This window comes from Lentzea guizhouensis, from assembly GCF_001701025.1.
Lineage (GTDB): Bacteria > Actinomycetota > Actinomycetes > Mycobacteriales > Pseudonocardiaceae > Lentzea > Lentzea guizhouensis.
Map to the genome: position 1 here is coordinate 2539029 of NZ_CP016793.1, position 25370 is coordinate 2564398.

24 protein-coding genes are annotated in these 25370 nt (G+C 70.0%); 9 read left to right on the top strand and 15 right to left on the bottom strand.

What is annotated here, in order from left to right:
• Positions 1-28: 28 nt before the first annotated feature.
• The 3 genes from BBK82_RS12725 to BBK82_RS12735 all read right to left on the bottom strand — a co-directional run bounded on the left by BBK82_RS12725 (position 29) and on the right by BBK82_RS12735 (position 3589).
• Entirely contained in the window at positions 29-601 is a 573-nt protein-coding gene (locus BBK82_RS12725) for a hypothetical protein (protein ID WP_154697272.1), read from the bottom strand.
• Positions 602-645: 44 nt separating this feature from the next.
• Positions 646-1215, bottom strand: a complete 570-nt coding sequence (locus tag BBK82_RS12730) for a hypothetical protein (protein WP_065915205.1) — start codon at positions 1213-1215, stop codon at positions 646-648.
• Positions 1216-1279: 64 nt separating this feature from the next.
• Positions 1280-3589: a sodium-translocating pyrophosphatase gene (locus BBK82_RS12735; protein ID WP_065915206.1), complete on the bottom strand. Its 2310-nt coding sequence runs from the start codon at positions 3587-3589 to the stop codon at positions 1280-1282.
• A gap of 215 nt (positions 3590-3804) precedes the next feature.
• On the opposite strand from BBK82_RS12735, the gene BBK82_RS12740 reads away from it, so the two are divergent.
• Complete coding sequence (locus BBK82_RS12740; protein WP_065915207.1) at positions 3805-6102, top strand: DEAD/DEAH box helicase; 2298 nt, start codon at positions 3805-3807, stop codon at positions 6100-6102.
• Between the two features lie 145 nt (positions 6103-6247).
• Complete coding sequence (locus tag BBK82_RS12745; RefSeq protein WP_065915208.1) at positions 6248-7021, top strand: aminoglycoside adenylyltransferase domain-containing protein; 774 nt, start codon at positions 6248-6250, stop codon at positions 7019-7021.
• A 451-nt stretch (positions 7022-7472) separates the two neighbouring features.
• On the opposite strand, the gene BBK82_RS12750 is transcribed toward BBK82_RS12745, so the two are convergent.
• From BBK82_RS12750 to ssd, 8 genes are all read right to left on the bottom strand, one after another.
• Complete coding sequence (locus tag BBK82_RS12750) at positions 7473-8093, bottom strand: bifunctional DNA primase/polymerase (RefSeq protein WP_065915209.1); 621 nt, start codon at positions 8091-8093, stop codon at positions 7473-7475.
• A 193-nt stretch (positions 8094-8286) separates the two neighbouring features.
• Positions 8287-8670, bottom strand: coding sequence for an Rv3654c family TadE-like protein (locus tag BBK82_RS47460; RefSeq protein WP_237048157.1), 384 nt, complete (start codon positions 8668-8670; stop codon positions 8287-8289).
• 62 nt (positions 8671-8732) lie between these two features.
• Entirely contained in the window at positions 8733-9032 is a 300-nt protein-coding gene (locus BBK82_RS12755) for a TadE family type IV pilus minor pilin (RefSeq protein ID WP_071812591.1), read from the bottom strand.
• A 16-nt stretch (positions 9033-9048) separates the two neighbouring features.
• On the bottom strand, positions 9049-9210 hold the full coding sequence (locus BBK82_RS50140) for a DUF4244 domain-containing protein (protein WP_065915211.1): 162 nt from the start codon (positions 9208-9210) through the stop codon (positions 9049-9051).
• Between the two features lie 19 nt (positions 9211-9229).
• Positions 9230-9415 carry a hypothetical protein gene (locus BBK82_RS56245; protein ID WP_335618081.1) on the bottom strand — a complete coding sequence of 62 codons (186 nt, stop codon included), beginning with the start codon at positions 9413-9415 and terminating at the stop codon, positions 9230-9232.
• A gap of 336 nt (positions 9416-9751) precedes the next feature.
• Complete coding sequence (locus BBK82_RS12770; RefSeq protein WP_170067908.1) at positions 9752-10531, bottom strand: type II secretion system F family protein; 780 nt, start codon at positions 10529-10531, stop codon at positions 9752-9754.
• The gene (locus tag BBK82_RS12775) at positions 10510-11619 is read right to left on the bottom strand and encodes a TadA family conjugal transfer-associated ATPase (protein WP_065915213.1); all 1110 of its coding nucleotides are present in this window, start codon (positions 11617-11619) and stop codon (positions 10510-10512) included. Before BBK82_RS12775 ends, BBK82_RS12770 begins: the two co-directional genes overlap by 22 nt.
• A gap of 740 nt (positions 11620-12359) precedes the next feature.
• A complete protein-coding gene (gene ssd, locus BBK82_RS12780; RefSeq protein WP_237048158.1) occupies positions 12360-13340 on the bottom strand; it encodes a septum site-determining protein Ssd in 981 nt (326 codons plus the stop codon).
• A gap of 436 nt (positions 13341-13776) precedes the next feature.
• Between ssd and BBK82_RS12785 the strand changes: the two genes are divergently transcribed.
• From BBK82_RS12785 to BBK82_RS12800, 4 genes are all read left to right on the top strand, one after another.
• The gene (locus tag BBK82_RS12785; RefSeq protein WP_065915214.1) at positions 13777-14571 is read left to right on the top strand and encodes an HAD-IB family hydrolase; all 795 of its coding nucleotides are present in this window, start codon (positions 13777-13779) and stop codon (positions 14569-14571) included.
• 709 nt (positions 14572-15280) lie between these two features.
• Positions 15281-16876: a glycoside hydrolase family 3 protein gene (locus BBK82_RS12790; protein ID WP_154697980.1), complete on the top strand. Its 1596-nt coding sequence runs from the start codon at positions 15281-15283 to the stop codon at positions 16874-16876.
• Positions 16873-18081 (top strand): exo-beta-N-acetylmuramidase NamZ family protein, encoded by a 1209-nt coding sequence (locus BBK82_RS12795; protein ID WP_237048159.1) that lies wholly within the window; start codon positions 16873-16875, stop codon positions 18079-18081. The genes BBK82_RS12790 and BBK82_RS12795 overlap by 4 nt, the downstream gene beginning before the upstream one ends.
• Before the next feature lie 7 nt (positions 18082-18088).
• Positions 18089-19612: a serine hydrolase domain-containing protein gene (locus tag BBK82_RS12800; protein WP_065915216.1), complete on the top strand. Its 1524-nt coding sequence runs from the start codon at positions 18089-18091 to the stop codon at positions 19610-19612.
• Here BBK82_RS12800 and pdxR read toward each other — a convergent pair.
• Positions 19595-20932, bottom strand: coding sequence for a MocR-like pyridoxine biosynthesis transcription factor PdxR (pdxR, locus tag BBK82_RS12805; protein WP_237048160.1), 1338 nt, complete (start codon positions 20930-20932; stop codon positions 19595-19597). The genes BBK82_RS12800 and pdxR overlap by 18 nt on opposite strands.
• Before the next feature lie 50 nt (positions 20933-20982).
• Here pdxR and BBK82_RS12810 point away from each other — a divergent pair, with 50 nt between their 5' ends.
• The 3 genes from BBK82_RS12810 (at position 20983) to BBK82_RS12820 (ending at position 23326) form a co-directional block, all read left to right on the top strand.
• Positions 20983-21429 (top strand): carboxymuconolactone decarboxylase family protein, encoded by a 447-nt coding sequence (locus BBK82_RS12810; RefSeq protein WP_065915218.1) that lies wholly within the window; start codon positions 20983-20985, stop codon positions 21427-21429.
• A gap of 68 nt (positions 21430-21497) precedes the next feature.
• Positions 21498-22418 carry a MurR/RpiR family transcriptional regulator gene (locus BBK82_RS12815; protein ID WP_065915219.1) on the top strand — a complete coding sequence of 307 codons (921 nt, stop codon included), beginning with the start codon at positions 21498-21500 and terminating at the stop codon, positions 22416-22418.
• Positions 22415-23326 (top strand): N-acetylmuramic acid 6-phosphate etherase, encoded by a 912-nt coding sequence (locus tag BBK82_RS12820; RefSeq protein ID WP_065915220.1) that lies wholly within the window; start codon positions 22415-22417, stop codon positions 23324-23326. The genes BBK82_RS12815 and BBK82_RS12820 overlap by 4 nt, the downstream gene beginning before the upstream one ends.
• Here the strand turns inward: BBK82_RS12820 and BBK82_RS12825 are convergent.
• Genes BBK82_RS12825 through BBK82_RS12835 form a run of 3 tightly spaced genes read right to left on the bottom strand, consistent with a single transcriptional unit; the run spans position 23315 to position 25364 of the window.
• Positions 23315-24439, bottom strand: coding sequence for a globin domain-containing protein (locus tag BBK82_RS12825; protein WP_065921019.1), 1125 nt, complete (start codon positions 24437-24439; stop codon positions 23315-23317). The genes BBK82_RS12820 and BBK82_RS12825 overlap by 12 nt on opposite strands.
• Positions 24440-24450: 11 nt before the next feature.
• Positions 24451-24885 carry an RrF2 family transcriptional regulator gene (locus BBK82_RS12830; protein WP_065915221.1) on the bottom strand — a complete coding sequence of 145 codons (435 nt, stop codon included), beginning with the start codon at positions 24883-24885 and terminating at the stop codon, positions 24451-24453.
• Positions 24886-24923: 38 nt separating this feature from the next.
• Positions 24924-25364 carry an Lrp/AsnC family transcriptional regulator gene (locus BBK82_RS12835; RefSeq protein ID WP_218920610.1) on the bottom strand — a complete coding sequence of 147 codons (441 nt, stop codon included), beginning with the start codon at positions 25362-25364 and terminating at the stop codon, positions 24924-24926.
• Between the last annotated feature and the right edge of the window lie 6 nt (positions 25365-25370).

The following is a 25370-nucleotide window of genomic DNA, read 5'->3' on the forward strand; positions in this document are numbered from 1 at the left end:
ACCCGTTCGAGCGATGCGGTCCCGCAGGTCAGGAGGTCGGCTGCGACGACGTCGAGGGGTCCAGCTCCCGGCACTTGCCGGCCTTCTTCGCCGCCTCCGCCAGCCCGCTCTCGTCGACCTTCCTGCGCACGTCGGCGCCGGTGTTCTCCACCGCGGCCGCCTTGGTCATCATCTCGGTGAACGCGGTGATGACCGCGGTGGCGTCGGGCGCGGAGTCGACCTTGGACTTGGTGTCGGAGAGCAGGGTCCTGATCTGGCCGACGCCGTTCTCCGCGGCGCCCACCAGCTCCCCCGCCTTCGGGTGCGGGCCGTTCTCCAGGGGTTCCAGCTCGCCTGCCGACTTCTCGGCGGCGGCGAGCTGGATGCTCAGCCAGTCGGACAGGCCGGCCTTGAGCTTGGCGGGGTCGCTCAGGTCGATCGACGGCTCGGTGGACAGGCCGCTCGCGGTGCCGGCGACGGCCCCGCAGACCTGGTCCAGCCACGCCACGACGTCCGCCTCGGTGGCGGTGGGTGTCGTCGACGTGGGGGAACCGCCGGTGCAGGAGGCCACGAGCACGCTTGAGAGGACAGCGACGACTGCGCGTGCCATGAGGCGGGTCATGCGCCGCAAGCTACTCCGGGCGGCGGTGGCGCACAGGTTGGGCCTCAGCCGGTCGGGGCGACGCCGAGGCGCTGCATCTCCTGGCACTTCTGGGCGCTCTGGGCGGCCTTCTGCAGCTCGGGGACGGCCTTGAGGTCCCTCAGCGGGTCGGCGAGCTCGGAGAGCTTGGAGATCGCCTCTCCCGCCGCCTGCAGGCCGCCGGTGGCGTCGTTGGCGTCCGCCTGCTCGATCTTCGTCTTGGCCTCGGCGAAGAGGGTGCCGAGCGCGGTGAAGGTCTCGGACATCTTGGTCACGGCCTCGTCGCCGCCCGCGACGGGCGACGGTCCGACCTGCTTGAGGTCGGCGGAGGACTTCGTGAACGCGTCGGCGTGCTGGCCCATGTAGGCGGCCATCTCGGCCTTGAGCTTGGCCGGGTCGCCCACGTCGAGCTTCGGAGCCGTCTTGTCCACCTTGGCGAACGCGGAGGCCGCGCCGCAGACCTTGTCCATGTAGGCGACGGCGGCGGCGTCGGACTGGCCGCTGGTCGGGCTGGACGTGCCGGAGTCGCCGCCGTTGGTGCACCCGGCCAGCGCGATGGCGGCAACTGCGGTAGTGGCGACGAGGCTGCGCCTCATGTCGTAACTCCTCGGTCGGGGTACGTCGGGGGAAGACCCGAACGTACCCCGACCGGCTGTGGAACTACGCGGCGCCGTTGCTGACGGTCTCCGCGGGCGAGCCGGCGATGGCGGTCCCGCGGCGCTTCGACACGACGATCGCACCGACGATGATCGCGGTCGCGACCACGGCGATGGCGATCCGCAGCGGGGCGGACGCGTCCGGCCCGATCGAGAACGTCACGACGGCGGGCGCGATCAGCACCGAGACCAGGTTCATCACCTTGATCAGCGGGTTGATGGCCGGACCGGCGGTGTCCTTGAACGGGTCGCCGACGGTGTCACCGATGACGGTCGCGGCGTGGGCGTCGGAGCCCTTGCCGCCGTGGTTGCCGTCCTCGACCAGCTTCTTCGCGTTGTCCCAGGCACCACCGGAGTTGGCCAGGAACACCGCCATCAGCGTGCCGGTCGCGATCGCGCCGGCGAGGTAGCCCGCCAGCGGGCCGACGCCGAGGCCGAAGCCGACGGCGATCGGGGCGAGCACGGCCATCAGACCAGGGGTCGCGAGCTCGCGCAGCGAGTCCCTGGTGCAGATGTCGACGACGCGGCCGTACTCCGGCTTGACCGAGTAGTCCATGATGCCCGGGTTCTCGCGGAACTGGCGGCGCACCTCGAACACGATGGCACCGGCGGCGCGCGTCACGGCGTTGACCGCGAGGCCCGAGAACATGAACACCACGGCCGCGCCGATGGCGACACCGACGAGGACGTTCGGGCTGAACACGACGTTGGTGAACGAGATCGGCAGCGCGCCGACCTGGTCACCGATCTTCAGCACGGCCTGGTCGATCGCGTCCTTGTAGGAGCCGAACAGCGCCGTCGCGGCGAGCACGGCGGTCGCGATCGCGATGCCCTTGGTGATGGCCTTGGTGGTGTTGCCCACCGCGTCGAGCTCGGTCAGGATCTGCGCGCCCTCGCCGTGCACGTCACCGGACATCTCGGCGATGCCCTGCGCGTTGTCGGAGACCGGGCCGAAGGTGTCCATCGCCACGATGACGCCGACGGTGGTCAGCAGACCGCAACCGGCGAGCGCGATCGCGAACAGCGCGACGACGACCGAACCGGACAGCAGGAACGCGCCGTAGACGGCGGCACCGATGACCAGCGCGGTGTAGACGGCCGACTCGAAACCGACCGAGATGCCGGACAGGATGACCGTGGCCGCACCGGTCAGCGAGGTCTGGCCGACCTCCTTGACCGGCTTGTGGTCGGTGCCGGTGTAGTAGCCGGTCAGCCAGAGGATCACGCCGGCGAGCACGATGCCGATGATCACCGCGACGGACGCGATCAGCGCCGGGTTGCCGCTGGTGCCCTTGATCGTGTCGGAGATGCCGTTGAGGTCCGCGAAGGAGCTCGGCAGGTACGTGAAGGCCGCGATCGTGCACAGCACCGCGGAGATGACCGCGGAGATGTAGAAGGAGCGGTTGATGGCCGAAAGGCCGCTCTCGCCCACCTTCGCCTTGGTCGTGTAGACGCCGATGACCGCGGTGAGCACACCGATCGCGGGAACGATCAGCGGGAACAGCAGGCCCTGCACACCGAACGCGGCGGTGCCGAGGATCAGCGACGCGACCAGGGTGACGGCGTAGGACTCGAAGAGGTCCGCGGCCATGCCGGCGCAGTCACCGACGTTGTCGCCCACGTTGTCCGCGATGGTGGCGGCGTTGCGGGGGTCGTCCTCGGGGATGCCCTGCTCGACCTTGCCGACCAGGTCGGCGCCGACGTCGGCGGCCTTGGTGAAGATACCGCCACCGACACGCATGAACATCGCGAGCAGCGCGGCACCGAAACCGAAGCCCTCCAGGACCTTCGGGGCCTGACCGGCGTACACGAGCACGACGAGCGCGGCACCGAAGAGGCCGAGACCGACCGTGGTCATGCCGACCACGCCGCCGGTGCGGAACGCGATGCGCGTCGCCTTTTCGCGACCGCCTTCTTCGTTCGCGGCGGCGGCGACACGCACGTTGGCGCGCGTGGACAACCACATGCCCAGGTAGCCGATGATCGCCGAGAACGCGGCACCGACGATGAAGAACAAAGATCGGCCGATTCGTTCAGCCAAATCATCTGCCGGTAGCGCGAACAGCAGCACGAACACGATCACGACAAAGATGCCGAGCGTGCGGAACTGCCGGTTGAGGTAGGCCGCTGCGCCCTCCTGAACCGCCTTGGCGATGTCCTGCATCTTGTCGGTGCCCTGGCCGGCGGCCAGCACCTCCTTGAGCAGCACGTACCCGACGGCGAGAGCAGCCAGGGCGACCACGGCGACCACGGCTACGACGCCGCGATCACCTCCGGAGAGCTCGAGGCCCTCCGCGAGGAATTGCCGGGACATCCGTCCTCCTGGTGAGTTGCCATGTGCAGCGCCAAGGCAGACCAGCCGCCCAGCGCGACGTGACGCATCCCTCATTGGATGCGATGAGCGGGGAGTCTAGGGGCTGGTTGCAACAAGGCAACGAACCGTCCCGAAGCGTGCACACACCGTTATCCGCGCTGGAAGTCGACCGCGGCCCGGTCAGGACTGTCGGTGGTGTATGCGAAGCTCGGGTCGTGGTGGATCAGGGACGCCGGTTGCTGGACCGGGTGCTGGCGGGCACTCCCGCCGGGGAGTCGCCCCTCACGCACGCGCGCGATCTCCCGTTGCGGCAGGCTGATCACGTGCAATGGCCGTCGTGGGCGGCCTCCGCGGTGGTCGCCGCGTTCGCGGAGACGGGTGTGCGCGAGCCGTGGCGGCACCAGGCCGAGGCGGCCGAGCTCGCGTGGTCGGGCCGGCACGTGGTGCTCGCCACGGGCACCGCGTCGGGCAAGTCGCTCGCCTACCAACTGCCGGTGCTTTCCACTCTTTTGGCGGACACGAAAGCCACCGCGCTGTACCTGTCGCCGACCAAAGCCCTTGGCGCGGACCAGCTCCGCTCGCTCGACGAATTGGGGATCAAGGGGGTGCGCGCGTCGGCCTACGACGGTGACACCCCGATGGCCGAACGCGACTGGGTCAAGGCGCACGCGAACTGGGTCTTCACCAACCCGGACATGCTGCACCGCGGAATCCTGCCGCAGCACCCGAAATGGTTGCGGTTCTTCCGGCGGCTGAAGTACGTGGTGATCGACGAGTGCCATTCCTACCGAGGTGTTTTCGGTTCTCACGTGGCGTTGTTGATGCGGCGGCTGCGGCGGGTCGCCCGCAAATACGGCGCGGACCCGATCTTCGTTTTGGCATCGGCCACTGTGGCTGATCCTTCCGCTTCGGCGGAAAGGCTGCTCGGGGTGCCGGTTTCCGCTGTCGTGGACGACTTCTCGCCGCGCGCCTCGCGGACGGTCGCGCTGTGGGAACCGCCACTGACCTCTTTGGAGGGCGAGAACGGCGCGCCGGTGCGGCGGTCGGCCGGCGCGGAGACCTCACGGATCCTCGCCGACCTGGTGGTCGAGGGCGCACGCTCGCTCGCGTTCGTGCGCTCGCGGCGCGGAGCGGAGCTGACGGCGCTGGGCACCCAGCGGATCCTGTCCGAAGTGGACGGTGAGCTGCCCGCACGGGTGGCCGCCTACCGGGGCGGGTTCCTGCCGGAGGAGCGGCGGGCGCTGGAGAAGTCGCTGTCCACGGGTGACCTGCTCGGAGTGGCGACGACGAACGCGCTGGAGCTCGGCGTCGACATCGCGGGCCTGGACGCCGTGGTGGTGGCCGGTTTCCCCGGCACGCTGGCGTCGTTCTGGCAGCAGGCCGGCCGGGCGGGGCGGTCCGGTGACAGCGCGCTGGTCGTGTTCGTGGCGCGGGACGACCCGTTGGACACGTACCTGGTGCACCACCCGTCGGCGGTGCTGGACCGGCCGGTCGAGGCGACCGTGCTCGACCCGATGAACCCGTACGTGCTCGGACCGCAGCTGGCCTGCGCGGCGGCGGAGATGCCGCTGACGCGCGACTGCCTGCCGGACTTCGGCGGGGAGCTGGCGGAGTCCGTGCTGGCGGAGCTGGTGGCGGAGAAACTGCTGCGCAAGCGCCCGGCCGGCTGGTACTGGGCCTCGCACGACCGGCCGCACGCCGGGGTCGACATCCGCGGCTCCGGCGGCGACCAGGTGGCGGTGGTGGAGGCCGACTCCGGCCGGATGCTCGGCACGGTCGACCCGGGATCGGCCTGCTGGCAGGTGCACCCCGGTGCCGTCTACCTGCACCAGGGCCGCTCGTACGTGGTCGACGAGCTCGACCTGGACAGCGGCCTCGCGATGGTGCACCGCGAGGACCCGGAGTGGACGACCCAGCCACGCGACTGCGTGGACATCACGGTGGTGCGCGAGGTCGAACGGCGCGACTTCGGCGGTGTCTCGGTGTCGCTGGGCGAGGTGGAGGTGACCACGCAGGTCGTCGGCTACCTGCGCCGGCTGCCGTCGGGCGTGGTGCTCGACCAGATCCCGCTCGACCTGCCGGAGCAGACCCTGCAGACCCGTGCCGTCTGGTACACCGCCGACGAGTCGCTGCTGGTCGCCGCCGGTGTCGAGGCGAAACGGATCCCCGGCGCCCTGCACGCGGCCGAACACGCGGCGATCGGCCTCTTACCGCTGTTCGCGACCTGCGACCGGTGGGACATCGGCGGCGTCTCGACGGCGGCGCACCCGGACACCGGCGTGCCGACGGTGTTCGTCCACGACGGCCACCCCGGCGGCGCGGGCTTCGCGGACCGCGGCCACTCGGCGTTGCGGGCCTGGCTGTCGGCGACCCGCGAGGCGATCAGGGCCTGCACCTGCCCGATGGGCTGCCCGTCCTGCGTGCAGTCGCCGAAGTGCGGCAACGGCAACGAACCGCTGGACAAGGCCGGTGCCGTGCTGGTGCTGGACGTGGTGCTCGGCAAAATCACCTGACCGGTGCCGCCGCTCCTGGCTACGGTGTGGGTGTGAACGCCTGCAGCTGCAACGCCACCGACCGGACCCGTCGCCCCTAGGCGCGGCTGAGTCCGATGCTCCGCCGCGCCCGCTCGGCCTTCGCCACGGGTTCCTGGAGTCTGCCTTGTTCACGCCTTTCGCTGATCTCGACGCACTGCTCGACGACTTCGTCTCGTCGGTGCGCACCATCCTCGGCCCCATCTACGTGGGCTCCTACGTCCAGGGCTCGTTCGCCCTCGGCGCCGGGGACATCCACTCCGACTGCGACTTCATCGTCGCCTGCACAGAGCTGCCGTCCGGTGCCGCGCTGGAGGGCCTGCGTGCTCTGCACGACGAGATTCCCACCCGCCCCGGTCGCTGGTCGACCGAGATCGAGGGTTCCTACGCCGACGTGAAATCGCTGCGGTCGGTGGCGGGTCTCGGTGTTCCGTGGCTGTTCAACGACCACGGCACCCGAACGCTGGAGTGGGATCTGCACTGCAACTCACCGCACGCCCGCTGGACCCTGCGCAACCACGGCATCGTGCTGGACGGCCCACCGATCACGTCGCTGGTCGACGAGGTCCCGGCCGAGGTGCTGCGGTCGTCGATGCGGGCCGAGCTGCCGCACGTCCTGACCGGCATCCAGGAGTGGGCCCCGATGGGCAATGCCTGGACACAGCGCTACATCGTCGCCGCGTACTGCCGGACGCTCTACACCATCCACACCGGAGAGGTGGAGTCGAAGCGCGGCGCGCTGCGGTGGGGGTTGAATGTGCTCGATCAGCGGTGGCACCCGCTGATCGAGCAAGTTCTGGCGGACAGGGACCTCGGCTGGGACGCCGACGCGGTCCCCCGTCCGGGGAGCATGGAGCAGACCGTCGCCTTTGCGACCTACTGCGAGCAGCTCCAGTTGTAGCGCGTTTCGTGGGCGCGCGCCGCGGGCTCACGGGTACCCGCGGCGCGCGCTCTCCACGTGCCGAACACTGTTTTCCCGCCTGCTACCGCATCTCGACCGGATCCCGTGGAACATCGGCGGAATCAGGTTGTCCGTCTCGACAGGACACGCGGGAGGCGACGGTGTCCACTGTCGTGTGACGAACTCCGGGGAGGAGCCGGCTTCGCCGATCGCGGCAGCGCAGGTGCTCTGCCACTAACGTTCCTCGGTCCGGTCGTGGTGCGGGAGGCTGTCCTTCGGGGTGCGTGTTCGGCTTTCGTGCCCTCTCCTGCGACCTCCCCCGAAGTGCGGGGTACGGGAGCAGGTCATCGGATCGGGCTTGGTGGAACGGCCGTGCAGGGCATCGCCTTCGGGGTTGTCGGGGAGAGTCCACGACGACACCCAGCACGGCCGGGCTCTAGATGTAGTTGTGTCAGACGGTTTCGAGCTGGAAGCGGGCCGGGGTGTGCAGCGCCTCGGCGAGCGCGTCCTGCACGACGTGCGCGTCCGGCAGGTTCCAGCCGCAGATCGACGGCTTGACCCGCCAGTGCACGACACCGTGCGCCATCGGGGTGGGCGGCAGCGGGATGTACTCGCCCTGGCCGTACAGGTGGACGTCCGAGTTGTTGGCCAGCTCGCCGACGAGCTTCGAGCCGGACTTCACCATGAACATCCACCGGCCGGACGGGGTCGCGGCGATCGGCACGGGAACGCTGATCGCCCGCAGTGCCACGGCGGCGCGACGGCCGAGGTCGGTGCCGACCTCGATCGCGTCCACCGCGTGGCCGGTGGCGAGAAGCAGGCTGTAGGAGCGACCCGCCCACCACGTGGCGACCTGGTCGGACCGCGTACCGACGCGGTCGACCCAGTCCCGGTGCACGGGGATGGGCCCGTGGAGCTCGAGCCCGCTGCGGCCCGCCCACTGGGTGACTCCCTGCTCCGAACCGGCCGGATAAGTGCCGGGCAGCACGGGCCAACCGCGGTACGCGAGGCTCACGGCCTCCGCACGCAGTTCGATGCGGAAGGCCCCGCGCCAGCTATCCGACCAATCCATCTTCCTTCGCCTCCAAGGCTTTGACTCGACATCGACGTGGTGTCGGTTTCGGTAGGACACCGCGTCGGTGCCGCCACTACAACTAACGACACCGGGGCCGGGCTTGGTAACCCCCGCCTCGACAACTGGTCGGTACAGCACGGCGAACGCGCTCGGGGTGAACGGGGAGCCGAACTGCTCGCAATTGGTTCGATCACCGTTCAGCATGTCCAGGCGCCGGTGTGAGTCCGCTCACCGCCGATGAACGACCGCTCGTCGTGCTCCAAACGCTGCGATCTTCGGCCGGACCTGCCCTCGACCGCGCGCTCACCGGGCCGAACGGCGTAGTCATCGAGACCTCCACAACCACCTCCCACCCGTTCACCGCACACGATCCGAGCACGCCACCGTTCTCTCCGGCCACCCGTTTCGCCTGCTCACAGGCGTGCTGATCCCCCTCGGCAAGACGAGCGGCAGCCGCGAGGGCCGCCAGATCGGCCGCGCCGTTCACCCGGTGTCGAGCGATCACCGCGGCGCCGATCTGTGCACCCGCAGTGGCGACGACGATCAACAGCAGCATCGCCACCACGCCGTTCACCGCAGCCGATCCGCGCTCGCTGCCAGGCGGTTCACCGTTCGTCCCACCGCTCGTCCCACCGTTCACCGCGGCTCCAGAACGGCGAACGCAGTAGCTCTGAGTGGCACGCCGAGCGGTCCGCGCAGCCGCACGACGACCCGCACCGCATCACCTTCGTCTTGGAACTCCGCCGTTGCACCAGGCGCAATCTGCGCGACCGCTTGAACTCCACGCTCCCGCTCACCTCGCGCCGACAACCGCGCCGCCTCCCTCGCGGCATCCGTGCACCGCAACTGCTCGATCACCGCCGTGAGCCCCGCAGCCGCGAGTCCCATGACGATCAGCAGCGCACACACCGCGATCGCCGCCTCCACCGTGACCATGCCGCGGTCATCAGTCTCAGACCGACGACAACGCACGCTGTATCAGCCCTTGCAACAGGTTCTGCACGAAGTCGCTCGTCACGATCACGTAGACGACGCCCGCGAGCGCCGCCGCGGCCAGCGTGCCGATCGCGTACTCGACCGTGCTCATGCCGCTGTCGTCCTTCAGGAGGTCCACCAGGTTCGCCTTTCTCGTCTCAGTCGAGGAATTGACCGGCCAGTCCCAGCACCACCGGCAGCACGCCGAGGCACAGGAACGCCGGCAGGAAACACAGTGCGAGCGGCGCCGCCACCGCCACCGCGGCCCGTTGCGCCTTGGCTTCCGCCTGGTCGACGGCATCGGCCCTGGTCCGCCCGGCCAGCTCGGCGGCCTGCTGCGCCAACGCCGCCCCCGACCGCGGTCCTGCGCGCCGCCCTGGCCAGCTGGCTGGTCGCCGGGTCGTCGAGCGCCGTCGCCCACGCCGTGACCGGGTCCGCACCGAGCCGGAGCAGCTCGGCGACGTGACTCAGCTCCTTGATCCCGGTCGCCGCGATGGCGGTCGGCACCGGCAGCCCGGCTCTGAGCGCCGCGGCCAACAGGTCCCACGCCGCGGCCCGCTCGAACGGCCCGTCAGGATCGACCTTGCCGGGCGGTGGGTCGTTGACCCTCGGTCTGAGGCGGTCGAGTGGGTCTCGCGGTGTAGGCGCGACCAGGACTGCGAGGGCGAGGAGCAGGTACGTCATGGTTCGGTGATCCGTTTCGTCCACCACAGCCCGGCTGCCAGCAACATCGCGCCGGTGACCAGCAGGGCCTGCCCTGCCGCGGTGCCGATGAGGACGTGCAGTGGCCCTGCTCCGCTGAGCTCGCCGAGCAGCACGCCGAACACCGGGAGCCCGGCGAGGACCAGCGCACTGGCTCGCGGGCCGGCCATGCGCGCCTGCACCTGTCTGGCGAAGGCGGCGCGCTGGTCGAGGTCTCTCTTGGTCGCCTCCAGGACGTCGGCCAGCGCCACTCCGTGGTTGGTGGACACGTGCCAGGCTCTGGCGAGTCGGTCGACGGCCGGTCTCAGGAGTGGCTGGTGCAGCTCTTTCAGCGCTCGTTCGACGTCACCGCCGTTTCTCGACGTTGCCGCGGCTGTCGTGAGCACCTCCTTCGCCGGGGACGGGGTGTCGTGGGCGGCACCTTCCGCGGCGGTGGCCGGGTGGGCGCCGGTTCTGAGCTCGTCGATCACGCCGCCGAGGCCGTTGCTGAGTGCTTCGGCCGCGTTGCGCTGGTCGCGTTCTTGGCTGGTGCGCTTCAGGATTCGTTCGATCGTGATTGCGATGACCGCTGCTGCTACGAGGCCTCCGATGCCGGCTGCTGCGCAGATCGCTGCGGCTGCGGCGAGGGTCCAGAACCACTTCGGTACCTGGATGGTGCGGTTCTTCTTCGGTCTCAGGCGGGTGATCGGTTTGATGTGCGGCCACGTGAGGAGGGCGGCGGCGAGGAGCAGCAGGCCTAGCACAGTGGTTGCCTCCAACCGTCCTCTTTGGTCCACAGTGGACGGACTTGCAGGTCGGCTTCGGATCGGCTGAAGGCGCCGATCTCGGCGAGTTCACGTTCGCCGGTTGGTTTGCGGCGCATGTGCAGGACGAGTCGGACCGCTGCGGCCACCTGGCTGTGGAGTGCCTGGCGGTCGAGGCCCGCGAGCGCGCCGAGTGCTTCGAGCCTTGCCGGCACCTCGGCGGGTGAGTTGGCGTGCAGGGTGCCGGCGCCGCCTTCGTGACCGGTGTTGAGCGAGGTGAGCAGCTCGCGCACCTCCGCTCCCCTGACCTCGCCCACGACGATCCGGTCCGGACGCATCCGCAGTGCTTCCCGGACGAGCTCGCGCACGGTGATCTCGCCGGCCCCTTCGACGTTCGGCGGGCGGGCCACGAGCCGCACGAACTGTTGGTGGTCGGGGTGGAGCTCGCCGGCGTCCTCCACGCAGACGATGCGTTCTTCGGGTGGCACGCACCCGAGCAGCGCCGACAGCAGGGACGTCTTGCCGGAGCCGGTGCCGCCGACGACCAGGAACGCCATGCGCCCGCGGACGATGGTCCTGAGCGTGTCGGCGATGCCGGCGTCGAACGTGCCGAGCCGTTGCAGCGCTTCGAGGTCGTGGGTGGCGGGGCGGAGGACGCGCAGGGACAGGCAGGTTCTTTCGGCGATCGGCGGGAGGACCGCGTGCATGCGCACCCCGCTGCCGGGGAGCCACCCGTCGACGCACGGCGAGGCGTCGTCGAGCCTGCGGCCCGCCGCCACGGCGAGGCGCTGGGCGAGCCGGCGGACGGATGCCTCGTCGGCGAACGTGACACCGGTGCGTCTCAGGCCGTGCGGGCCGTCGACCCAGACCTGGTCGGGTGCGGTGACGAGGACGTCGGTGGTGCCGGGGTCGGCGAGCAGCGGGTCGAGCGGGCCGGTGCCGCGGAACTCCTGGCGGAGCACCTGGAGCGCTTCGAGGACGTCCGCGTCGGCGAGCACACCGCCTGCTTCGGAGCGAACGGCGTGGGCGACCACGGCGGCGGTCATCTCGGCGTCGGTGCCGGCGAGGCGGTGGCGGACGCGGTCGATGAGGGCGGCGGTCATGCGGTGGTCCGGGGGCGGGCGTGGCGGCCGTGGGGGATCTGGTGGGAGCGGCGGGTGAGGCGGAGCCAGGTTTCGGCGCACCAGGCGAGGAAGCGGGTCATGGGGGCTCCTTCGGGGTTTGGGGTGGGCGCGGATGTGGGTGGGTTGGGGCGGTGAGGCGCGGGCGGTCGCGGGGCGAGCGACAGGAGGGGTGGGCAACAGGAGGGGTGAGATGCGGTGCCGGGTCGTGCGGTGGGCACGGAACTGCGGTGCGGGCGGGTGGTGCGACGGGCCAAGTGCGACGGGGCTGAGCGTGGGAGGGCGGCAGCTGAGGCGAGGCAGCCAAACGCGCACACCTCCGCGCACAACGCGGCTGGCGGTTCGGCGGGTGCGGCGCGACTGCGGTTGCGGTCGCGGTGCGCAAAGCGTTGCGGCGCAGGAGATTACGGGTGGGTGCGGGTGTGCGGGCGTGGGTCAGGGTGGGGGTTTGCGGAATTTGTAAGGGGGTTTGGTGGTGCGGCCGTAGAGGACGAGGTTCAGGAGCATGCGGGAGTAGATGCGGATGCGGAGGGCGAGCTGCAGGCGCGGCATGGAGGTGGTGCCTTTCGAGCAGGTGCGGTGGCGGACGTGGGCGGAGCGGGACGGGAGATGGCGCGGGGTCAGGGGTGGAGGGCGGCCAGGATTTGGCGGGCGGCAGTGGCGAGCGGGCCCTTGGGGTTGCGGGGGAAGGTGCTGCGGTCCAGGGCGTCGGGGAGGCCTGGTTACGGGCGCATGTGGGTGAGGAGGGGGAGGCCGATGGCGGAGGCGATGGCGGTTGGGGTCAGGCCTGACGGGGAAGGGCCGCGGACCACCAGGTGGGCCGGGGTGCCGGTGGTGCGGAGGTGGGTGGCGACGCGGGTGGCGGCGGCGGTGGCGCGCAGTTCGGCTGGGACGAGCAGGACGGTGAGGTCGGTGCGGGAAAGGGCTGCCGTGGCGGCTGGGGTGGGGTGGCGGGGGAGGTCGCAGACGACGGTGCAGCCCGAGCGGCGGGCGGCGTCGAGGACCGCGGTGACCGCTTGAGGTTCCGGGGGTGAGGCGGTGCGGTCGCAGGAGAGGACGCTCAGGGGTGCGGCTTTGCGAGGCCTCGCGGCGGCCTTGCCGCCGCCGCTGCCGTCGGAGGGGGTGGGGAGGGCGGTGCGGAGGGAGGACATGGGGACGCGGCCTGCTGTGCAGTGGATGGAGGGCCAGCGGGCGCCTGCTGTCGACTCGGCGCCCAGGGTGAGGTCGAGGCCGCCGCCGAGGGGGTCGCAGTCGACGAGCAGGGTTTCGGTGCCGGCGGCGGCTGACTCGCGGGCGATGGCGGTGGCGAGGACGGAGGCGCCGGCGCCGCCGCGGCCGCCGATGACGGAGATGACGCGGCCCTGCGTGGAGGGTGGGCCGTCGCGGACGTCTGTGAGGAGGGCGACCAGGGTGTCGGACTCGGCAGGGAGTTCGAGCAGGGCGCAGGCGCCGACTGCGACGACCAGGGGCCAGGGCGGGTCGCCGCCGTGGACGACGACCACGCCGGGGCGGCGGGGGAGGTCGGCGGCGGTGCAGGACGGCAGGGCGGCGGCGTCGAGGACGACCAGCGGGGCCGCGTGCCAGGCCAGGCGCAGGGCCGGGACGTCGGGGACGCAGGAGAGCGGGCAGTCGGCGGCCGCTGCCAGGCGGAGGACCTCGTCGAGCAGGTGCGGGTCCGTGACCAGGGCGAGGGGGTGGGTCATGGGATCAACGGTCGTCGGTCGTGATGAACGACACAACAGGCGAAGATCGACATGTGGACAGATCGCGGGGTGTGGACAAGTCGCGATCTTCGGAACGCCGGGAGCCCGGAAGTGTCGGGCCTGTGTGCGAGTCTGGAGGGTTGGGGGCTGAAAGCCCGCAGAGGTCCAGTCGAGGTCGCCGGGAAACGTGCCCGGGATATGGGACGACCCCCGCCAGGGGGGAGGGACGGGGGTCGTCAATGGTTCAGTCCCGGGGGGTCGGACTGAACCCGTCCGTCGAACCGGACTCTCCTACTGTATCCCCATGCGCCAGTGCCGCGCGCAACTTCCGCAACAGCCGTGGGGCAAGTTTCGGTAACCGTGCAGCACAACAGTTTTGTCCAAGGGCGAAATGCCGCCCGAACGGCCTACTGACCAGTACACCTAAGCTGACCCCATGAGCCGGACCGCCGCCTTCTTCGACCTCGACAAGACCGTGATCGCGAAGTCGAGCACGCTGGCGTTCAGCCGTCCCTTCTTCCAGGAGGGGCTGATCAACCGCCGAGCGGTGCTGAAGAGCGCATATGCCCAGTTCGTGTTCATGCTGGCGGGAGCGGACGCCGACCAGATGGACCGCATGCGCGCGCACATCACGGCGTTGGCGGCGGGCTGGGACGTCGAGCAGATCCGCAGCATCGTCAGCGAGACCCTGCACGACATCGTCGACCCGTTGGTCTACAAGGAGGCGACGCAGCTCATCGCCGACCACAAGGCCGAAGGCCACGACGTCGTGATCGTCAGCGCTTCGGGCGAAGAACTGGTCGCCCCAATTGCACAGCTGATCGGTGCGGACCACTCGGTCGGCACCAGGATGGTCGTGAACGAGGGCCGCTACACCGGCGACGTCGACTTCTACTGCGCCGCCGAGAACAAGGCGGTGGCGATCAAACAGCTCGCCGCGGAACGCGGGTACGACCTCGCCACCTGCTACGCCTACTCCGACTCGGTCAGCGACATCCCGATGCTCGAGGTCGTCGGTCACCCGAACGTGGTGAACCCGGACCGCGGGCTGCGCCGGATCGCCACCCAGAAGGGGTGGCCGGTGCAGCAGTTCACCGATCCGGTGAGCCTGCGGAGCCGCATCCCCACCCCGTCGGGCAAGACGGTCGCGGTCACGGCGATCAGCCTCGGCGCGGTCGCGGCCGCCGGCGCCGCCTGGTACGGCCTGCGCCGCAGGCGCAAGGGCGACTGAGTCAAGCCCGAGAACCCGATCGAACGCCTTCGGGACACGTACCGAGCAGTAGCGGCAACGGGGCGCACACGTGGTGCCCGCGTGGGTGCACGCCGCCGCCCTGTCAGCGGTACCCGGAGGCGGGCGGAACCTCACAAACGCTGAAACGCCAGGACTTTCACTACTGAACGTGGCTTGAACGGTGCACCCTTCCGAGCCCTTGCTGTGACCGGGCCCACGCACTTAAATAGGTGGTGCGGACCTCCGGTCGGCCAGGGACCTGGCGAAGAGAAGCCAGACTCCACCCCGGCAGAGCTCCGTGCGCGGACTTCGAGTACCCACGCGCAGCACGCCGCGGGAGGCTTGTCGTCTAGGGCCTGCGTATCGGGACGCCGGACGCCGAGGCCAGGGTTGTACGACACGAGTTGCACGCTTGGTAACTCGCAAGCCCGCGCTGAAGACGGGGCGCCCCATTCGTGGGGTGCCCCGTCTGCTTTTGTGTGAAAGACCCGCGCGCTTCCTGTGAAGAACTCGGCGCGTCGGCAGAATGCGCCCCCGTTGACCCATAGGCTTGCTGTCACTAACTTGCATAACAAGCCTGTTACCTTGTGGGAAGATCACCGGGAGGCACGACACCGTGCGGAAAATCGCCGCGCTCACCCTGGTCACCGCGTTGCTCACGCTCGTGCCGGTACCGCGAGCGGACGCCTCGGTGATCACGCTGGGCGGAATGTCGCTGGAGGAGAAGGTCGGCCAGCTCTTCGTCACCTTCGTCAACGGCCAGGCCGCCGACGTCGCTCACCCCCGCAACCGCACCGACTTCGGTGTCGACACGCCCGCGGAGATGGTGCGCAAGTACCACCCCGGCGGCGTCATCTACTTCAACAACTCCTCGCGCGACAACATCGACACCCCGAAGCAGATCGCGCGGTTCTCCAACGGCCTGCAGAAGGCGAGCAGCATCCCGCTGCTCATCTCGACCGACCAGGAGATGGGTCTCGTCACCCGCATCGGCCCGCCGTTCAGCCAGCTGCCGGGCAACATGGCCCTCGGCGCCGGCCGGTCGGTGAAGGACGCCGAGGAGGCCGCCCGCATCGCAGCGGCCGAGCTGCGCGCGATGGGCATCAACCAGAACTTCGCGCCGGACGCCGACGTCAACTCCAACCCGGCGAACCCGATCATCGGCGTGCGCAGCTTCTCCAGTGACCCCAAGCTCGCGGCCGACATGACGAAGGCCCAGGTCGAGGGCTACGAGCAGCGCTGGTTCAGCCCGACCTCGGTCACCGCGACGGCCAAGCACTTCCCCGGCCACGGCGACACGTCCGAGGACAGCCACACCAGCCTGCCGGTGTCGAACCGCACCCTGGACCAGTGGCGGGAGATCGACGCGCCGCCGTTCAAGGCCGCCATCGCCGCCAAGGTCGACTCGATCATGACCGCGCACATCCAGGTGCCGCAGATCGACCCGTCCGGCAACCCGGCCACGCTGTCGCCGCGGGTCATCACCGGTCTGCTGCGCGAGGAGCTCGGCTACGACGGCGTGATCGTCACCGACTCGCTGGAGATGGCGGGCGTCCGCAAGCTGCACTCCGACGCCGAGATCCCGGTGCTCGCCATCAAGGCGGGTGTCGACCAGCTGCTGATGCCGCCGAACCTCGGCCTCGCCGTCAACAGCGTCATCGCCGCCGTGCGCAGCGGTGAGATCTCCGAGCAGCGCATCAACGAGAGCGTGCTGCGCATCCTCAAGATGAAGCTCCTGCGCGGCGTCATGCTCAACACCCAGGCCGACGAGAACAAGGTCGACCAGGTCGTCGGCTCGAACGCCGCCAAGGCCCAGCTCATCGCCGACCGCACCATCACCGCCGTGCGCAACGACGGCCAGGCGATCCCGCTGAAAGCCACCGCTCCCCTGGTCGTCGGCACGAGCGACGCACCCACCACGGCGCTGGCGACCAGGCTCAAGGCCACCAAGGTCGTCACCGCGACCAGCCCCACGCCCGCCCAGACCCAGCAGGCGCTGACCGCGGCCGCGAGCGCCGACAAGATCGTCGTGCTGACCAACAACCTCAGCACCCGCCCGGCCCAGCTCGACCTGCTCGCCAAGCTCGTCGCCACCGGCAAGCCGGTCATCGCCGTGGCCACCGGCAACCCCTACGACGTCGCCCACAGCGACGCGAAGACCTGGCTCGCCACCTACTCGACCACGACCGTGTCGATGGAGGCGGTCGCCAAGGTCCTGCTCGGCGAGACGACACCGCGGGGCAAGCTGCCCGTCGCGGTGCCCGGTCCCACCCCCTACCCGTTCGGACACGGAGTGACCTGGTGAGAAGGCGGCACTTCCTCGCAGCAAGCGCAGCTCTGTCCGTCCCCCTCCTCACGACCGAGACCGCCAACGCCGAACGCAGGCTCACGACCGGAGCGCAGCAGCTGGCCAACGACGGCTGGCGCAAGCTCAAGGGCCGCAAGTTCGGCGTGCTCACGAACCCGACAGGCATCCTCGACGACCAGACGCACATCGTCGACTCGATGGTCGCGCACGACGCCAAGCCCACCGCGGTGTTCGGCCCGGAGCACGGCTTCCGCGGCACCGCACAGGCCGGCGGCTCCGAGGGCGACTATCAGGACCCACGCACCGGCATCCCCGTGTACGACGCGTACGGCGCCAACGCCACCAAGCTCGCGGCGATGTTCACCAAGGCCGGCATCGACACGGTCGTGTTCGACATCGCGGACGTCGGCGCGCGGTTCTACACCTACATCTGGTCGCTGTACACGGCGATGCAGGCCGCGCCGAACCTGAAGTTCATCGTGCTCGACCGCCCGAACCCCATCGGCGGCAAGGCGAACGGCCCGCAGCTCGACCCCGCGTACGCCACGGGTGTCGGCCTCAAGCCGATCGTCCAGCAGCACGGCATGACCGTCGGCGAGCTGGCCCGCTTCTACGTGGGCGAGTTCGGCGTCAAGACCGGCCTCGAGGTGGTCAACGTCCGCGGCTGGCGACGCGACCAGCTCGACACCGGCCTGCCGTGGGTCCCGCCGAGCCCGAACGTGCCCACCCGGGACACCGCCCTGGTCTACCCCGGCACCTGCCTGTTCGAGGGCACCGTGCTGTCCGAGGGCCGCGGCACGACCCGCCCGTTCGAGACGGTCGGCGCGCCGGACATCGACTGGCGCTGGGCCGAGGCGCTGAACGCCATGAACCTCAGGGGCGTCCGGTTCCGCGAGACCTACTTCTCCCCCACGTTCCACAAGTTCCAGGGCAAGACCTGCGGCGGCGTGACCGTGTCCGTCACCGACCCGCGCGAGTTCGACGCGATCAGGGCCGCCGTCGCGATGATCAGCACCGCGAGGTCGCTGTACCCGAGCGTGTTCGCGTGGCGCCCCGACAACTGGATCGACAAGCTCAGCGGCTCCGACCGGCTGCGCAAGATGATCGACGCGAACGCGACCGTCGACGACGTCGTCGGTGCCTGGCAACCCGAACTGCAGCAGTTCCGCCGCACCCGCCTGCCCTACCTGCGCTACCGGTGAGGACGCCATGCTCATCCCTGCCCTGGCCGTCGCACTCGTGACGGTCGCGATCCCCGGCCACTTCGACCAGCCGCAGGACGGTTTCGCGCACGAGCGGACGACGCTGCGGCCGTCCAACCCGTACTGGGCGCACCTCGACCCGGCGCCGATCAACGCCGCCCTGCGCCAGGTCCGCGACTTCACCAAACCCCAGGCCAACGGCAAGCCGCTGTTCCCCGGTGCCGTCACGATGTACGTGCACGACGGCAAGATCGTCACGCACGACCGCACCGGGTACGCCGTGCTCTACCAGGACCAGCAGACGCAGCTGCCGGACGACGACCGGGTCGCGATGCGCAAGGACACGATCTTCGACCTGGCCTCGATCTCCAAGCTCTTCACCTCGATCGCGGTGATCCAGCAGGTCGAGCAGGGCCGCGTCGACATCGACCAGAAGGTCGCGCACTACCTGCCCGAGTTCGGCGTGAACGGCAAAGAGAACATCACCGTCAAGCAGCTGCTCACACACACGAGCGGCCTTGAGCCGTTCATCCCCTTGTGGTCGCGCTTCCCGGACATCCCCAGCCGCATCAAGGGCGTGATGGACGTGAAGCCCAAGTCCACGCCCGGCACCACTTATGTCTACTCCGACCTGAATCTGATCACGCTCGGGGAGATCGTCCACCGGGTCAGCGGCAAGAAGCTCGACGAGGCGGTGGAAGACGGCATCACCCGCCCGCTCGGCATGAAGGACACCGGTTACAACCCGCAGGACAAGGACCGCACGGCCGCCACGGAGTTCCAGGCCACCCCGCCACGGGGCATCGTCCGCGGTGAGGTGCACGACGAGAACGCGTGGTCCCTCGGAGGAGTGGCCGGCCATGCGGGCGTGTTCGGCACCGCCAAGGACCTCGCGATCCTCGGCCAGACGATCCTCAACGGCGGCACCTACAACGGCCGCCGCGTCCTCAGCGAGCACTCCGTCGAGCTGATGCTGACGAACTTCAACCAGCAGTTCCCCGACAACGCCCACGGCCTCGGCTTCGAGCTCGACCAACGCTGGTACATGGGCGCGTTGAGCGGTCCCGGCACCGCGGGCCACACGGGCTACACGGGCACGTCGTTCGTGATCGACAAGGCCTCGCGCAGCATCGCGATCCTGCTGACCAACCGGGTGCACCCGTCCCGCGACTGGGGCAGCATCAATCCCGCGCGCCGGGCCGTGGCGGACGGTCTGGCCAATGCGCTGGCCGTCCGCGCGAACGGAAAGCAGTGGCGGGCAACGACTTCCGGCGGCACGCTCACCGCGGACCGCCCGGTCGAGGTGTTCGTGGACGTCGACAAGGGCGACAAGCTGACCGTCCAGCACTGGGACGGCACCGTGTGGCAGGACGTCCGCACGATCACCACCACCGAGCGCCGATGGGTCGCCACGGAACAGAAGAAGACGCGGTTCGTCTACACCAAGGCCGGTCAGTACAACGGCCGTGGTGTCTACGTCCACGCACGCGGTGATGTCACCGCCGAGGGCTGGTCAGCAGCACGCCGCTAGCACCGACGCGAACGTGTCGAGCGCCCGTGGGAACGCGGGCGCTCCGAAACTCACCACCACCCCGGTCCGGTCGTCCGTGCTCAACGGATGCCGGAACCACGACAGCGGACTGACCTCAACGCCCTGTTCGCGCGCCTTCTGCACGATGGCCGTCTCGTGTGGGGTGTCGAGCACCGCGTGCATTCCCGCCGCGATGCCCGAAATCTCGACGTACGGCGAGACGGCCTCCACGAGCCGGTCACGCCGCCGTTGGTACTTCAACCGCATCCGCCGCACATGGCTGTCGTACGCACCGGATTCCAGGAAGTCGGCCAACGTCAGCTGGTCCAGCATGCTGATGTGCTGCTCACGACTGGTCTTCAACGCCAGGATCGGGTCCACGAACCGGTCCGGCAGCACCGCCCACGCGATCCGCAACGCCGGCGTCAACGCCTTGCTCGACGTGCCCAGGTACACCACGTGATCCGGATCGAGCCCCTGCACCGCGCCGACCGGCTGCCGGTCATAGCGGAACTCGCCGTCGTAGTCGTCCTCCAGCACAAGCCCGTCCACGCGCCGTGCCCACTCCACCGCCGACGCGCGCCGCCGTGGGTGCAGAGGGCCGCCCAACGGGAACTGGTGCGCCGGCGTCAAAACGCACGCACGCAGCTCATCGGGCAGCTGCTCGGTGTTCGCCCCGTGGTCGTCGACCGCCAGCGGCACCGTCGACGTCCACAGCGACCGGTGGAACCCCAGCCCGTACTCCTCCACCACCACCGGCGGCGTCAGCAACCGGTCGAACATCTGCACCGCGCCACCGAACCCCGAGCACACCACGATCCGCTCAGGATCGGCCCGCACGCCCCGTGCCCGCGCCAGGTACTCCGCGAGCGCCACCCGCAGCTCGATCCGCCCCTGCGGATCACCCGGCCCGAACGCCTCCGACGGCGCCGCCGTCAACGCCCGCCGGGTCGAGCGGATCCACTCCGCCCGCGGGAACTCGGTCACGTCCGGCGTGCTGACGGTCAGGTCGAACCGCACGTCGTCCGGAGCGACCCGGCGCTGCACCGGCGGCGGTGGCTCGACCCGTTGCGCGACAACGGTTCCCGAACCCTGCCGAGCCGTCAACCACCCCTCGGCCACCAGCTCGGCGTACGCCTCGGCGACGGTGTTGCGCGCGATCCCCAGGTCGGCGGCGAGCGAACGGGAGGCCGGCAGCCGCGTTCCCGGTGGCAGCCGGGCCGACCGGACCGCGTCGCGCAGTGACGCCGTCAACCGGTGCCGCAATCCACCCGGACCGGACAGGTCGAGGTGGAAGTCAAGATTGGCCCACGATTCCACGATCAGATTGCACCATGCCCAGGGCCAATCAGCGGCCTAACTTTGCAGACATGACGAACCGAATCGACCTCGCCAAGAAGGCCCCGAAGGTCTACCGCGCCATGATCGCCCTCGACGCCGCCGCCCGCGAGGGCCTCGACGAGCAGCTCGCCGAGCTGGTCCGCATCCGCGCCTCGCAGCTCAACCACTGCGCGTACTGCCTCAACATGCACACCGTCGACGCGCGGAAGGGCGGTGAGACCGAGGCCCGCATCTACCTGCTCAACGCGTGGGAGGAAGCGGGCGACCTCTACACCGAGAAGGAGCAGGCCGCGTTGAGGCTCACCGAGGCCATCACGGTCCTGAGCAGCCACGAGTACGTCAGCGACGAGGTCTACGAGCGGGCCGCGGAGCACTTCGGCGAGGAGGAGCTGGCGCAGCTCATCGCGCTGATCTTCACCATCAACTCGTGGAACCGGATCGCGGTGTCGACGCGGAAGAAGCCGGACATCCGCTGACTGGCCGAGAGGGTGACTTTCGGACACAGTCCGTTGACCCTGGGAGTGGCGGTTAGTAAGTTTCCCACGTGTCCACTGAAAACAGTGCCGAGTCCAGTCCGCTGGTGAAGATCCGGTCGTTGCTGCCGGGTCTCGCGCGCGCCGAGCAGCGCGTCGCGAAGGTGGTGCTGGAAAACCCCGGGACTGTCGCCCACCGCAGCATCACCGAGGTGGCCGAGCAGGCCGGCACCAGTGAGACCACGGTGACCCGGTTCTGCAAGGCCATCGGCGTCGGCGGCTACCCGGAGCTGCGCATCGCGCTCGCCGCGGACACCGCGCGCAGCCAGGCCAGGGCCAACCACGACATGGGCGGCGACATCGGCCCCGGCGACGACCTGCGCCAGGTCGTCGGCAAGGTGGCGTTCGCCGACGCGCGGGCGGTCGAGGAGACCGCGGAACAACTGGACGTGGAGTCGCTCGCGAAGGTCGTCGAGGCCGTCGCGGGCGCCCGCCGCGTCGACGTCTACGGCTTCGGTGCCAGCGCCTTCGTGGCGTTCGACCTGCAGCAGAAGCTGCACCGCATCGGGCTGACCTGCTTCGCGTGGAACGACACGCACATCGCGCTGACCTCGGCCGCGGTGCTGACCGAGGCGGACGTGGCGGTGGGCATCTCGCACACCGGCTCGACCTCCGAGACCGTCGAGGCGCTGCGGGTGGCCCGTGAGACCGGCGCCACGACCGTCGCGCTGACGAACTTCCCGCGTTCGCCGATCACCGAGGTCTCCGACCACGTGCTCACCACGGCGGCACGCGAGACCACGTTCCGCTCCGGTGCGATGGCGAGCCGCATCGCCCAGCTGACCGTGATCGACTGCCTGTTCATCGGCGTGGCCCAGCACCACGTCGACACGGCGAAGACGGCGCTGGAGGCGACCTACGAGGCGGTGTCCGGCCACCGGCTCGGCGCCAGACCAGACGGGCGCCGGCGGCCGCGGGAGACGACTAAATGACCTCGCCCCACAACGGTGTGGGGGTGCGCGTGGAATCTCCGACGGAGCAGCGGAACCCGCGCACGGCCGACATCGACCGGGTGCCCACGGTCGACGTGCTGCGGATGATCAACGACGAGGACCGCACGGTCCCCGACGCCGTCGCCGCCGTGCTGCCGGAGCTCGCGCGGGCGGTCGACCTCGGCGTCGCCGCGATCTCGTCCGGCGGCCGGGTGCACTACGTCGGCGCGGGCACCTCCGGCCGGCTGGCCACGCTGGACGCCGCCGAGCTGGTGCCCACGTTCAACGCGCCGGCGGACTGGTTCGTCGCCCACCACGCCGGCGGCCCGGAGGCACTGGTCCGCGCGGTCGAGGAGGTCGAGGACCACTCCGGCGCCACCCAGATCCGCCGCCACGCGACCGCGAAAGACCTGGTCGTGGGCATCACGGCGTCCGGGCGCACGCCGTTCGTGATCGGGGCGCTGCAGGAGGCGCAAACGCTTGGCGCCGCCACCGTCCTGATCTCGAACAACGCCTCCGTGCCGATCACGCCGGACGTCCTCGTGGCGCTGGACACCGGCCCGGAGGCCATCGCCGGCTCGACCAGGATGAAGGCGGGCTCGGCGCAGAAGCTGGTGCTGACCTCGTTCTCGACGGCGGTGATGGTCAAGCTCGGCCGCACCTACTCGAACCTGATGGTCAGCATGCGCGCCACCAACGCCAAGCTGCGCGGCCGCACGATCCGGATCCTGCACGAGGCCACCGGGCTGCCCGAGCACGACTGCGAGCAGGCGCTGGCGGACTCGTCCGGTGACCTCAAGGTGGCGCTGGTGCACCTGCTCTCCGGGGTGCCCGCGGAACGGGCCGCGGCCGCGTTGGAGGACACGAACGGGCACGTCCGCAACGCGCTGGACCGGCTAGCCGGCTGACACGACGTCCGGCCCGAACACCTCGTAGTGGATGTCGGTGACACCTGCCGCGAGCAGCTGCGACCGCACCGCGCGCAGGAACGGCACCGGCCCGCACAGGTACGCGGTGGTGTCCGCGGGAACGTCGATGCCGCGCAGGTCGACGAACCCGGTCCGCTCGGCCGGCCACTCCCCGATCGGCCATTCGTAGAAGACGTGCGCCTGCGCGTTCTCCAGCTTGGCGACGAGCTGGGCGAGGCCCGCGCGGAACGGGTGGCTGAGCTGGTCGTGGTCGCCGTGCACCGCGATGGTCCGGCGTGGCGAGCCGGTGGCGGCGAGCTCGGCCAGCATCGCGATCATCGGCGTGCAGCCGATGCCCGCGGAGGCGAGCAGCACCGGGCCGTCGCCGGGCTGGAGCGTCACGTCGCCGAGCGGCTGGCTGAGCCGCAGGGTGCTGCCCACCGGCGCGTGGTCGTGCAGGTGGTTCGACACCTCGCCGTCGCGCTTCACGGAGAACTGCAGCGCGTCGTCGGTGCGGCCGGAGAGGCTGTACTGGCGGATCTGCCTGGCGCCGTCGGGCAGCGGGACCTGCACCGACACGTACTGGCCAGGACGGCTCGCCGGGACGGGACCGTCGACCGGTCTGACCACGAACGTCACCACGTCGTCGGTCTCCTGGAAGCGGGCGATCACCCGGTGGTCCTGCTGGCCCCTGGGCAGGAACCGCTCCAGGCCGATCAGCGTGTCGGCCATCAGCCAGTAGACCTCGCTCCAGGCCGCCGCGACCTCGTCCGACACGTCCAGGACCTCGGCGACGGCACCGAGCAGGTGCTTGTGCACCACCGCGTACTGGCCGGACGTGACGCCGACCGAGACGTGCTTGTGGGCGATCCGGCGCAGCATCGCGTCGGGCCGCTGCCCGGCGAGCAGACCGGACGCGAACGCCGCGACCGAACCGGCGAGCGCCTGGGCCTGGGTGCCGTTGGCCTGGTTGCCGCGGTTGAACATGATCCGCAGCAGGATCGGGTGCTCGGCGAACATGCGCTGGTAGAACAGCTCGCTGATCTCGCCGATGGCGGCGCCGACCGCGGGCAGGGTGGCTTCGACCAGCTCGGCTGACTTCTCCGACAGCATCGACGAGCTCCTCACTTCATCCCCAGGCCGAGCAGGACCGGACCGGTGGGTTGGGCAACGAGGTCCCCGACGGACAACGGGTCGAGCGAGGCGTAGAAGGCTTCCTGTGCTTGGCGCAACGCGTGGCGCAACCGGCAGGCCGAACTGAGCGGGCACCGCAGCTCGCCCTCGCAGTCCACGACGTCCCCGACGCCTTCCAGCTCACGCATCAACCGGCCGATCGAACCGGCCCGGCCCGCGGCGGTGAGCGTCAGACCACCGCCCCGGCCACGCCGCGCCTCCACGACACCGAGGTGCTGCAGCTGCGCCACGACCTTCGCCGCATGGGTGTACTGCACGCCCATGACCGCGGCGACGTCACGCGTGGTCGGGTGCTCCGAGCCGTCCACGACCGCAAGTCTCATCACGATCCGCAGCGCGATGTCAGTGCTTTTCGTCAGCCTCACCCGATCGAGGCTAGCTTAATTGGAATCTAGGATTCCACTTATCCCGGCAGCACCGGACGCCACGGGATCGGCGTCGACAGCACCATTGCGCTGGACGTCTCACCGTGTGAGGCCAACCGGACCAGCAACCGTTCCAGCTCGAGGATGGACGTGGTGACCACCTTCACCACCGAGCAGATGTCCCCCGTCAACCGGACCACCTCGATCACCTCGGGCAGGTCGTCCAGCAGTTCGGGATGCACGGTGATGCACCGCGGGCCGTAGCACTTCATGCGCACCAACGCGACGACAGGACGCCCGACGACGATGGGGTCGACCACGGCGCGATAGCCGGTGATCGCACCCATGTTTTCCAACCGCCGCACGCGCTGGGCGACCGTCGGCGGCGAGACGTGCACCCGGCGCGCGAGCTCGTTGTACGACAGGCGCGCATCTTCTTGGAGTGCCTCCAACAGGGCCTTGTCCACCTCGTCCAACATGAACGC